Here is an 11,093-nt window from a genome sequence, read left to right as displayed (position 1 = left end):
GCTCCACCGACAGGCACACCAGGAACTTCGCCGGACTACTTGCTTCTTGCGGCAGCTGGAGCAACAGGTGGTACCGGAGCAACAGGAGCGACAGGAGATACGGGAGCAACAGGAGATACCGGAGCGACAGGGGTTACGGGAGCAACAGGAGACACTGGAGCAACGGGAGCAACAGGAGCAACAGGAGATACCGGAGCGACAGGAGCAACAGGAGCCACAGGTGTAACCGGAGCGACAGGAGCAACAGGAGCCACAGGTGTAACCGGAGCGACAGGAGCAACAGGAGCCACAGGAGCCACAGGTGTAACCGGAGCAACAGGAGCAACGGGAGCGACAGGAGATACCGGAGCCACGGGTGTAACCGGAGCGACAGGAGTTACGGGAGCCACGGGTGTAACCGGAGCAACAGGAGATACGGGAGCTACGGGTGTAACAGGAGCGACAGGAGTTACGGGAGCTACTGGTGTAACAGGAGCCACGGGAGTTACAGGAGCCACGGGAGTCACAGGAGCTACAGGTGTAACAGGTACAAGTTTGACAGCGAACTCCGGATTCGGTAGCAATACCAGTGGAACACTTATTGCCGTAGTTCTTGGAGGTACAGACGTACCAGTTCCGAATAACCAGGTTATTGGACCAGGCATCACTGTCAATGGAGCCAACACCGTATTTACGCTTGCCAATCCGGGTAACTACTATATTTCGTACTCTATTAACTTGACAGCGGGGCTGCTGGTAAGCTCAAGGGTTGCATTGAACGGCGCATCTGTTCCACAGTCTGTCATTGCACCGTTAATAAGTTTAACAGCGTTCAATGCGAGCTTTATCGTAAATGTCCCTACGCCGAACTCGACAATTGAACTTCAATTGTTCGGATTGCTTGCTACTGCAACTTTGGCCTCGTCAGCACCTACTGGAATATCGATTATCAGATTAAGCTAGATTTGAATGAAAAGACTGCCGTTCTCAGGTGACTGATACCGGCAGTCTTTTTCTAATAAAATCGATCAGTCTATCACATACCACTCTTCAAACAAGGATTGGTTGTTGCAGAAAAATGAATGCCAGGAACCACTATTATTCGGCGGCATCCGTATGATGCAGTTTCTTTAATGCAAGCATGGCCGGCTCATGGCCGCAAGATAGATCTGCTGCCTTCTGATAGGCCTGGATAGCTTTGCTCACCTGTCCCAATTCCTGATAACAAAGACCCTTGTAGTACCAGGCCTGGAAGCTTCCGCTCCCTTTTAGAGACAAATGGGATGTAATTTGATCCCCGATCTCCAGGCAGTTATCGAATTGATCCAGAGCTTCATCAAATCTGCTCATTAAATACAGAATAAGAGCTTTATAAAAATGCAAATCCACGTAATCAGGATAAAGGAGCAGTGCTTTATCGATCCCATCTCTTGCGGGTTGCAAATTCCCTGAAGCAATTAACACGGAATATTTGAGCCGGTATAGAAGCGAAGGAGGCATAAGCTGATTTTCAATAAAACGGGCTATAGAATGGTTCACGTATTTAAACGCTTCTTCATAATATTGTAAGCGGGCGTATTCAACAGCCAAATGGTATTCCATCCATGGTGAGTGCGATTGATCGCTGATTTCACGTTGAAGCAAGGCTATGTTCCGCTGGACTTTGTTTTTAGCAGAAATTGCGTCATCCATATATCCGTAATGATGGATAACTGCAGGAATAAGATTAATATTCTGCTGGTTCCAAAGATGTGGAGCCGCATCATTCAAGTTCAAAGTTTCATGGATGCGGTTGGTGAATTTGAAGCCGCGATGGTTGCGAAACAACCTCGGTTGTGTAATGTGGAAGGCGCGATCCGGATTTATATCGGGGCCAATATAATTGTGCAGATGGACTGCATATACAAGTTCTGTATCATGATTTAGCTGCTCTCGAAACCTGTCCAATTCAGAAATTGCACATTGTTCGTCTGCATCCAGCCACATAACCCACTCGCCTCTTGCACGGTCCAGTCCGTAGTTGCGTGCTTCAGCAAAACTTTCGTTCCACGTAAAGGTGTGTACGATTGCACCATAGGCCTTACAAATTTCAACAGTAGAATCGCTGGAACCAGTATCTACGATAACAATTTCATCCACGACATCTTTGACACTGTCAAGACAACGACCGATTGAGGTTGCTTCATCTTTGACAATCATGCACAGCGATAGTGAAGGGTCCCTCATTGCTCCCGCTCCTTAAACTCATTTTATTTCATTGTATTCTCATTGTTATGTCAATAAGAACAGTGAAAATCAGATGGAGCGGAGTTTTTTGCAGGAATTGAGCGGTTGACAGCTACAGCAGGAAATGCTTCGGTATCAGCTTTGGGCTAACAAAATTTTGGGAAACTGTTTCCTTCACAAAGGCTAAGGAATAGTTTGTAAAGAATTACATTGGAGAAGGAGCTGGATAATCATGTCTCAACCTAATATCCCTAATATTAGTCCCAACATTACAATAACCAGAGAAGATGCCATTAACTTAATTCTGTCCTCTATTGCGCTGGAGGAGATCGGTTTAAGCCATATTATTAATGCAGAGGGCGAGAAGATTCAATTCGTCCTGGGTACACTTCCCGGCATTACAGGTCCTGGTGCGACAATCAGTGACGTTCTTGCCATTAACCAGAGTGTCAGAGCAACATTAGACAGCACAATCAAAAAAGAGCTGCTTCTCCAATCTAAACTGGATAGTGCTTTGGGTGCCGCTACTTTGTTAGGACCGACGGGACCAACTGGACCTACAGGGCCTGCCGAGGGACCAACAGGACCAACAGGAGCAACAGGAGCTGGGGCCACAGGAGCAACCGGAGCAACCGGAGCGACAGGAGCGACAGGAGCAACCGGAGCCACGGGAGCAACCGGAGCCACGGGAGCCACGGGAGCCACGGGAGCGACCGGAGCGACCGGAGCCACGGGAGCCACGGGAGCCACCGGAGCCACGGGAGCCACGGGAGCCACCGGAGCGACCGGAGCCACGGGAGCCACGGGAGCCACGGGAGCCACGGGAGCCACCGGAGCAACCGGAGCCACGGGAGCCACCGGAGCCACGGGAGCCACCGGAGCAACCGGAGCCACAGGAGCCACCGGAGCGACAGGAGCCACGGGAGCCACGGGAGCGACAGGAGCCACGGGAGCGACAGGAGCCACGGGAGCGACCGGAGCCACCGGAGCCACGGGAGCCACGGGAGCCACCGGAGCGACGGGAGCCACGGGAGCCACCGGAGCAACCGGAGCAACAGGAGCAACCGGAGCGACCGGAGCCACGGGAGTAACAGGGGTCGCTGGTTCCAGTGCTATTATTCCTTATGCGTCGGGAATTCCTGCCATTCTGACAACTCTGGTAGGCGGTTTGGTTGGAACGACAAGTCTTGTGGGCTTTGGCAGCTCGGTTGCTGGCGTTACTCTTGTCGGAACAACGATCGACCTTACTGGCGCCGCTGGAACGCTGCTTAACTTTGCATACTCTGTACCACGTGATGGGGTCATTACCTCGATCGCAGGATTTTTCAGTGTGACAGCAGCCATTACACTCCTCGGTTCCGCAACAGTCACAGCTCAACTTTATAGCTCCACTACACCAAACAATATCTTTAGTCCGATTCCGGGTGCTATTGTAACACTCCCTACACTGACTGGATTAATCAATATCGGTACTACAATTAATAACATTGCTACAGGGCTCGCGATTCCTGTAACTGCACAAACTCGTTTGTTGCTGGTGTTCTCAGTTACAACTGCCGGTATCACACTGGCAACTACTATTGCGGGATATGCAAGCGCAGGGGTAGCCATCAGCTAATAACGATTCATTGAAAGCAAGCCATACTGCGTCCAGGTATGGCTTGCTTTTTATTTCATTTGCATCACAGAACTTTTTTTGGTTCAGAAAGATAAGCATTACGTCATATACATAAGAAAAAACAGAAAGGGAATTTTTACAACGGCTGAATATTGAACCCGTGCTTAACAGTGTTCTTCGAGCACATTTAGCTTTCTAAAACTTGTAGCGAGGTGATTTGCTTGTCCCAAGCGTCCATACCTAATATTACGCCAACGATTTCAATCACGATTGGCCAGACCGTATCATTGCTGTTGGCCTCCATTGCTCTGGAGGAGCTGGCTCTGGCCCATATTATTAACGCGGAAGCAGAGAAAATTCAATTTGTTGTCGGAACCTTAGGCCCAGGCCTGACGCCGCCAGCAACCCTGTCGAATTTGCTGGCCATTGATGAAAGTGTCCGCCGGACTTTGCAGGAGGTCGTAAGAAAGGAAATATTACTGCAGCAAAAGCTGGATACTGTTCTTTCACATGTATCGGTTACAATTACAGGCTGAGTAAATATCAATTTTCGAAGGCGTGTGAGGACGATGATCGCAAGCGGATCTGTCCTTCATACGTCTTTTTTAATTATTTTCATAAGGTTGTGTTCATGGATTAAACAAACTGTTCATATATATGATTGTAGAATAATAGATCGGCCTAATTTCTTGATACCAGCAAAGTATGTCGGCGAAAAGCGGGAGATGCCACGAGGCGCATTACATAATGAAAGGGAGATGGAAGTTATGAGTATGCCGAATGTTCCAGATATTACACCTGAAATAATTTTAAAAAGGCCGGAGGTTATCAATCTTCTTCTGACTTCTATCGCCCTCGAAGAAATCGGTCTGTCCCATATTATCAATGCGGAAGCGGAAAAACTGCAAAAGGTTATCCATGAGCATTGCTTCAGCCTCGGAGATGCCATCAAAATCAATGACAGTGTGGACCGGATGCTCCGGAATGTAATAAAAAACCAGATGCTGCTCCACTTTAAGCTGGAGGATGTGCTGAAGCTGGAAGAACATTGTGAATTTAGTGAGGAGTGTATCGAAGAGTAGGAGCAAAGGAGGATCAAGATGGATATCAAAGGAAAGTTATCTTCTCAGCCCATTCCAACAATGAACGAAGCAGTATCTCATCTGATCGAATCCATTGCTTCGGAAGAAAAAGCACTTTCGAGATTGCTGGATACTGAAGCGGAGCATATCCGTACTTTTTCAGAAGAGAATCTGGGCAGCGGGGCTTCTTCGGTTGAAGATATTATCAGATTTAATCATTCAGTCATCCAGTTCATGGATTCGGTCGTAATGGCAGAATGGATGCTGCTCAAAAAGCTGGATACTGTACTTCAATTGGACCTGGAAGGGCTGGATGGCCGGGCTAGCTGCCCGATTACAGACGGGTCATACAAGAGCAAATTTAATAAGCCGAAGAAGAGCCGCTATCAGGAGCAGGACGATCTTGAGGATATGAAGTATGCGCAATGGGATGAATATGATGAATGGGGATAAGCAGCAGGACTGGCACAAGGGAAAGCGTCAATAACGGTGTGCAACGTACAATGGAAGGAGAAGAGGGTTGAGACTGTGGAGACTAATACAGCATCCGAATATAAACATTCTCTCAAGCGGTTGACCGCCTCAGTTATTCATATTTGCAGCGGACTGGCAGAACGGGTCAGTGAAGGCCCGGACAGGGAAAACCGGCTCCTCGAATTTCAAATGATGAATATGCTGCATACCCTGGTCCAGCTTCACGTCCAGAGCCAGAGAAAGCAGAACTCCATTGCCTGTATGGATGCCGTTACAGGAAAAAGCGCTGCCGGATCAGAGCAAAACAGCATATGTCAGCAACATGAGATGGTGCCTGAAATGGAACAGTTCCAGGCTCTATTGGCACGTAAACCGCTGCAAAACCGATATTGCGCAGAGCGGACATTGGAAAGCCTGAACTATTTGAGCTCCTGCTATATGCAGCCGGCGAACAAAAGTGAGGTCTGCAAGGAGTCTTCCAATTACCAGAAAGAATCCGGCAGCCGGGATCAGAAGATTCATGAAAGTTTTGAGGATTTTGAAATTATTAAAGATGAGGAAGAAAAACAGAAAGACAGGGAGTATATGGAGTGGCAGCATATGCAGGACTGGCAAGTCGTCGAGGAAAAAACAGCAGAGTATTCCCGCCGGCCTCGGATCGAAATTACCGAGGAGGTTTTGCAGGAGGCTGCGCCTTCCAAAATGAAGCGTTCCTCTATAGCACAGCCGCCAGTATTCTTCAATAAAGTAAGCGTTACAATCGGTCAGGCCAAATATTTCCGCTTTCTCAAATCTCCTTGATCCGGATACATAGAAGAACCCTCTGAAAGCTGCAGTTTTCAGAGGGTTCTTCGTGTTTGATGACCGGATAATGGAACTTCAACCATGTTGAGCTGTGCGAGTCATTACAAAGAAGCGTGTCTCGCTGCAATAAGCTGAATCTGCTGCATGGCTTCAGGGTAATAGGGCTCGTTGCCATAATGCTGGCTGAAATAAATTTCAAAGCCTTCCAGTTTCCCGGAGCCGCTGGACGCAAACCGCTGGAACCAGGGCAGGATGAAGGAATAGAAGACGCGTTGCTTGTCGGCCCGGATGCTTTCCCCGGATAAGCCGCGCCCCACAAAATGTTGTAAAATCCGCTGGTAGCTGTCAATGAACACCCGTCCGAAATTATAACTGGCGGTATCATTGCCGGCATAGGTGAACATGCTGCGGTGTACCACGCAAAATCTCGGATTTTGCTCCAGCATGGCGTACTGCCAATAGATTTGATTAAAGGAGGAGTCGAGATACAAACCTTTGTCCTCTATCCGCTCCCAATCCTCCCGCCGCAGTATCGTAGCAGAGATGAAGGAGGAGTAGATAGAGGATTTATTCAAGAATGCTTCCAGCCCTTCGCCGCCTTCGACAACCCCGGTTGGTTGCAGCAGATCAATATGAATGACGGAGCAATCCTTGTACGTATGCAGCACATGAAGAAGCGGAATGAGTGTTTCCGGAACGTAGAAATCATCATCTCCCTGAATTTTCAGGAACTTCCCCTTGCCTTGTCCGAGCACATGCATAATATTCGGATCGGCGCCGATATTCTCAGCATTGTGCTGGTAGTGAAAACTTGGGTACTGTTCAGCATATCGTTTTAGCACTTTTTGGGTTGCATCAGTGGATGCATTGTCGCTTACTCTCACTTCGATAAGATCAGTATCGCCAATCTGGGAATAGATCGATTCCAGGCATTGCTCAAGATCACTCGCCCGGTTATATGTCGGAATGCAGATCGAAAGCAGCGGCTGCTCTTTTCTGCGATCCAGTATTCGGGCAGCCTCCCGTTTGGAACGGGTCCTCAGCCATTGTCCGGAAGCAGGATCATAGACTCTTAAAATTTTTGCGGGGGAGCCTCCGGCTACACAATAATCCGGGATATCTCCCGTCACGACACTATTGGCCGAAATGACACTGCCCTTGCCAACCTTCACATTGCCTACAATAACCGCATTGGCCCCGATCCATGCGCCTTCCCCGATTTCCACACGGTGCATATAGGATGTAATCCCCTGGGAGTGAATCGGAATGCCGACCTCACGGTATTGATGATCGGTATCGGATATATAGACATTGGGACCGGTCAATACATTCGCCTTGAGCTCTACCCGGTTCACCGCAGATATGACCAGTCCCAGATTGCACTGCGTACCGTCCCCGATAATAATCTTCGGGCTGGTGCCTAACCCCGGGCTGATGACATTGAACCAGTAATGGGAACGGATAAATACATTGCTGCCGACGGATACATCTTCGGGATAGACGAATTGCCCGCCCTCCTGGACATAAGTATGCGAGCCAAAATGGTGAAAACGTGCCGCCAATTCTTCGCTGATAAAGGTCATCTGCATCCTCCTTGGGAAAATCAGTAAACTATTTTTACTGATTACATATACATAAAGAAAGCTGTTTATGCCTTATTCGCAGAAAAGGGCTGCGAAGCTGCAATTATTAATGTCCGCTAGGAGGAACTGCACTTCATGAAGGAATCTGGACAACAACTGCGGGAGCAAATTTTGCGGCTGACGGCAGATTATTATGCCAGCCAATGGCCCCAGCAGACATTTCAGCCGGGGAAGGATTACATTCCTGTCAGCGGCAAAGTATTTGATGCGGAGGAACTGTCGGTTCTCGTCGATTCCTCACTGGATTTCTGGCTGACAGAGGGAAGATACGCCCGCCAGTTCGAACGGGAATTCGCATCCTGTATGAACCATCGCTATGCGCTGCTGACCAACTCCGGCTCCAGCGCCAATCTGCTTGCCTTCTCAACACTTACCTCGCCTCAGCTTGGCAGCAGGCAGTTGCAGCCGGGAGACGAGGTCATTACCGTTGCCGCTGGTTTCCCGACAACCGTTAACCCGATGATTCAGCACGGAATGGTTCCAGTATTTATCGATGTCGATATCCCGACCTACAACATGGATACGAAGCTGCTGGAAGCGGCGGTCAGCAGCAAGACCAAGGCCATTATGGTTGCACACACACTAGGCAATCCGTTCGGCCTGAGCGAGGTCAAGCGAATTGCCGACAAGTATGGTTTATGGCTGATCGAGGACTGCTGTGATGCGGTTGGCTCCCGGTATGGGGGCCAGCAGGTCGGAAGCTTCGGGGATTTGGCGACGGTCAGCTTCTATCCTGCACACCACATTACGATGGGCGAGGGGGGAGCTGTACTAACGTCCCAGCCCAGGCTGAAGAAAATTACGGAATCTTTCCGTGATTGGGGAAGGGACTGCTGGTGCAAGCCGGGCAAGGACAATACATGCGGCCGCCGCTTTGGCTGGGAGTTGGGGACGCTGCCGTGCGGATATGACCACAAGTACACATACAGCCATATCGGTTACAACCTCAAGGTGACGGATATGCAGGCGGCAGTCGGAACGGCGCAGCTCAAGAAGCTTCCCCTGTTTATAGAGCAGCGCAAGCGCAATTTCAACTTTTTGAAGGCGGCGCTGAAGCCACTGGAACATATGCTTATTCTGCCGGAAGCGACACCAGGCAGCGACCCGAGCTGGTTTGGCTTCCCGATTACGGTCAGGGAGCAGGCGCCGTTGTCCCGCAATGAGCTTGTGCAGGCACTCGAAGGACACAAGATCGGAACCCGGCTGCTGTTTGCCGGCAATCTGCTGCGCCAGCCGGCCTACAAGGATATCGTGCACCGGGTAGCCAGCCCGCTGACAAATACGGATATCATCATGAACCAGACTTTCTGGATTGGCGTGTATCCGGGGCTGACTGAGCCTATGCTCCAGTATATAGCGGATGTGCTTCACAAGCTTCTAGGGGGGAGGGCTGCAACATGAAGGTCGTGCTGCTTGCCGGCGGATACGGTACTCGCATCAGCGAGGAGACACATTTAAAGCCCAAGCCGATGATTGAAATCGGGGATAAGCCTATTTTATGGCATATCATGAATATATTTTCCAAGCACGGGTTCCGGGAGTTCGTAATCTGCCTCGGCTATAAGGGCCATGTGATCAAGGAATACTTTGCCCACTATTACTTGCACGGTACTGATGTTACCTTTGACTTCGGCAATCATAACCAGACGGTCGTCCATGACCGTTATTTGGAGCCTTGGAAGGTGACGCTGGTGGAGACAGGGCGGGACACGATGACAGGCGGGAGACTCAAGCGCATTCAGAAATATGTAGGACAAGAGCCATTCCTGATGACCTACGGGGACGGGCTGGCAGATATCGATATCAAGGCGCTGGTGGAGTTCCACAAGTCACACGGAAAGCTGGCTACTGTGACGGCGATTCAGCCGACGGGCCGCTTCGGTGCGTTGCAGCTTGAGGATACGCCTGAGGTAAAGGGCTTTATGGAGAAGCCCCGCGGCGACGGTGGCTGGATGAATGGGGGCTTCTTCGTATTGGAGCCGCAGGTGCTGGACTATATTGAAGGCGATAGCGAGGTATGGGAACAGAACCCGCTCAGGCAGCTTGCCGGGGAAGGACAACTGATGGGCTATAAGCATACCGGCTTCTGGCAGCCGATGGACACGCTGCGGGATAAAAACTACCTGGAGGAGCTGTGGGCTTCAGGACGGGCAAGCTGGAAATAACCGAAGTGAAAAGGTGAGAATATGGCGAATTTCTGGAACGGCCGAAAGGTACTGGTGACCGGGCATACCGGGTTCAAAGGGAGCTGGCTTTCCTTGTGGCTCCATTCGCTGGGCGCAGAGGTAACCGGCTATGCGCTGGAGCCTGCTCATGAGTCCGGCCTGTTTGCTCGCTGCCAGGGAGGGTCGTGGATGAAGTCCGTCATCGGAGATATCCGCGATTATCCGGCGCTGGCCCGAACGGTTCGCGAGGCCCGGCCCGAGGTGGTGATCCACATGGCGGCCCAGCCGCTGGTGCGGCAATCTTACCGTGCCCCCGCCCAGACTTATGAGGTCAATGTAATGGGAACGGTACATGTGCTGGAGGCGGTCCGTGAGGCGGTACAAAATAGCACAAGCATCCGTGCTGTCGTCAATGTGACGACGGACAAATGCTATGAGAACCGTGAATGGCACTGGGGCTACAGGGAGAACGACGCGTTGGGGGGATATGATCCATACTCGAACAGCAAAGCTTGCTCAGAGCTGGTTACGAGTGCTTACCGGAGCAGCTATTTCAATCCGGAGAACTATGACCGGCACGGGGTTGCAGTGGCGACGGCCCGAGCAGGTAATGTCATCGGCGGTGGCGATCTGTCGGAGGACCGTCTTCTGCCTGATTGTATCCGGGCCTTGCAAGGGAATCAGAAGCTGCGCATACGCAGCCCGTATGCGACTCGCCCTTGGCAGCATGTGCTGGAACCGCTGCACGGCTATATGCTGCTTTCACAGCATCTGACAGAGCAGGGAGCAGCCGCGGCGGGAGCCTGGAATTTCGGTCCTGACGAGGAGAGCGTCCGCAATGTGGAATGGATAGCTGCGAAGACCGGGGAGCTGTGGGGCGACCCGTCCTTCTATGAGCGTGATCAGGATGCGCATCCGCATGAAGCGGCAGACCTGAAGCTGGACAGCTCCAAAGCAAGGCGGGAGCTTGGCTGGCATCCGCGGTGGAAGGTAGAGCGGGCGCTGGAGAAGACAGTAGAGTGGTTCAGGGAGCAGGGGAAGGGATTGCCTGCAAAAGCATTGTGCCTGAATCAGATTGACGAATACGGAAAGGACGGGTAAC

The 11,093-nt window shown here is 50.9% G+C and carries 11 protein-coding genes; 9 read left to right on the top strand and 2 right to left on the bottom strand.

Annotated elements, in window-relative coordinates:
* On the top strand, positions 1-942 hold a 942-nt coding region (locus H583_RS34230; RefSeq protein ID WP_154665992.1), incomplete at its 5' end, for a BclA C-terminal domain-containing protein.
* 135 nt (positions 943-1,077) lie between these two features.
* Here the strand turns inward: H583_RS34230 and H583_RS0125105 are convergent.
* The gene (locus tag H583_RS0125105) at positions 1,078-2,178 is read right to left on the bottom strand and encodes a glycosyltransferase (protein WP_245585999.1); all 1,101 of its coding nucleotides are present in this window, start codon (positions 2,176-2,178) and stop codon (positions 1,078-1,080) included.
* 259 nt (positions 2,179-2,437) lie between these two features.
* Between H583_RS0125105 and H583_RS34225 the strand changes: the two genes are divergently transcribed.
* The 5 genes from H583_RS34225 (at position 2,438) to H583_RS0125080 (ending at position 6,180) form a co-directional block, all read left to right on the top strand.
* Complete coding sequence (locus H583_RS34225) at positions 2,438-3,823, top strand: exosporium glycoprotein BclB-related protein (protein WP_081667544.1); 1,386 nt, start codon at positions 2,438-2,440, stop codon at positions 3,821-3,823.
* A gap of 221 nt (positions 3,824-4,044) precedes the next feature.
* On the top strand, positions 4,045-4,359 hold the full coding sequence (locus H583_RS0125095; protein WP_028562892.1) for an alpha-helical endospore appendage domain-containing protein: 315 nt from the start codon (positions 4,045-4,047) through the stop codon (positions 4,357-4,359).
* Positions 4,360-4,590: 231 nt separating this feature from the next.
* Positions 4,591-4,905, top strand: a complete 315-nt coding sequence (locus tag H583_RS0125090) for an alpha-helical endospore appendage domain-containing protein (protein ID WP_028562891.1) — start codon at positions 4,591-4,593, stop codon at positions 4,903-4,905.
* A gap of 18 nt (positions 4,906-4,923) precedes the next feature.
* Positions 4,924-5,358: an alpha-helical endospore appendage domain-containing protein gene (locus H583_RS35660; protein WP_051236975.1), complete on the top strand. Its 435-nt coding sequence runs from the start codon at positions 4,924-4,926 to the stop codon at positions 5,356-5,358.
* A 75-nt stretch (positions 5,359-5,433) separates the two neighbouring features.
* Positions 5,434-6,180 carry a hypothetical protein gene (locus H583_RS0125080; RefSeq protein ID WP_028562890.1) on the top strand — a complete coding sequence of 249 codons (747 nt, stop codon included), beginning with the start codon at positions 5,434-5,436 and terminating at the stop codon, positions 6,178-6,180.
* A gap of 104 nt (positions 6,181-6,284) precedes the next feature.
* On the opposite strand, the gene H583_RS0125075 is transcribed toward H583_RS0125080, so the two are convergent.
* Positions 6,285-7,766, bottom strand: a complete 1,482-nt coding sequence (locus H583_RS0125075; RefSeq protein WP_028562889.1) for a glycosyltransferase — start codon at positions 7,764-7,766, stop codon at positions 6,285-6,287.
* 135 nt (positions 7,767-7,901) lie between these two features.
* Here H583_RS0125075 and rfbH point away from each other — a divergent pair, with 135 nt between their 5' ends.
* The 3 genes from rfbH to rfbG are packed head-to-tail and all read left to right on the top strand — an operon-like array spanning position 7,902 to position 11,092.
* The gene (gene rfbH / locus H583_RS0125070) at positions 7,902-9,227 is read left to right on the top strand and encodes a lipopolysaccharide biosynthesis protein RfbH (protein WP_028562888.1); all 1,326 of its coding nucleotides are present in this window, start codon (positions 7,902-7,904) and stop codon (positions 9,225-9,227) included.
* Entirely contained in the window at positions 9,224-9,991 is a 768-nt protein-coding gene (gene rfbF, locus H583_RS0125065) for a glucose-1-phosphate cytidylyltransferase (RefSeq protein WP_028562887.1), read from the top strand. The genes rfbH and rfbF overlap by 4 nt, the downstream gene beginning before the upstream one ends.
* 21 nt (positions 9,992-10,012) lie before the next feature.
* A complete protein-coding gene (rfbG, locus tag H583_RS0125060) occupies positions 10,013-11,092 on the top strand; it encodes a CDP-glucose 4,6-dehydratase (protein ID WP_028562886.1) in 1,080 nt (359 codons plus the stop codon).
* Position 11,093: the final 1 nt, after the last annotated feature.

Origin of the sequence: Paenibacillus pinihumi DSM 23905 = JCM 16419 (genome assembly GCF_000422505.1) — a bacterium.
Lineage (GTDB): Bacteria > Bacillota > Bacilli > Paenibacillales > Paenibacillaceae > Paenibacillus_D > Paenibacillus_D pinihumi.
Note: the sequence above shows the minus strand (reverse complement) of the source record. Positions and strands in the feature narration are given on the sequence as shown.

What these genes read in the sequence shown, in the direction of transcription:
- rfbG (WP_028562886.1), top strand. Translation starts at nt 10,013, where the DNA reads ATGGCGAATTTCTGGAACGGCCGAAAGGTACTGGTGACCGGGCATACC.
- H583_RS0125075 (WP_028562889.1), bottom strand. Translation starts at nt 7,766, where the DNA reads ATGACCTTTATCAGCGAAGAATTGGCGGCACGTTTTCACCATTTTGGC.
- rfbF (WP_028562887.1), top strand. Translation starts at nt 9,224, where the DNA reads ATGAAGGTCGTGCTGCTTGCCGGCGGATACGGTACTCGCATCAGCGAG.
- H583_RS0125105 (WP_245585999.1), bottom strand. Translation starts at nt 2,178, where the DNA reads ATGATTGTCAAAGATGAAGCAACCTCAATCGGTCGTTGTCTTGACAGT.
- H583_RS34225 (WP_081667544.1), top strand. Translation starts at nt 2,438, where the DNA reads ATGTCTCAACCTAATATCCCTAATATTAGTCCCAACATTACAATAACC.
- rfbH (WP_028562888.1), top strand. Translation starts at nt 7,902, where the DNA reads ATGAAGGAATCTGGACAACAACTGCGGGAGCAAATTTTGCGGCTGACG.
- H583_RS0125090 (WP_028562891.1), top strand. Translation starts at nt 4,591, where the DNA reads ATGAGTATGCCGAATGTTCCAGATATTACACCTGAAATAATTTTAAAA.
- H583_RS35660 (WP_051236975.1), top strand. Translation starts at nt 4,924, where the DNA reads ATGGATATCAAAGGAAAGTTATCTTCTCAGCCCATTCCAACAATGAAC.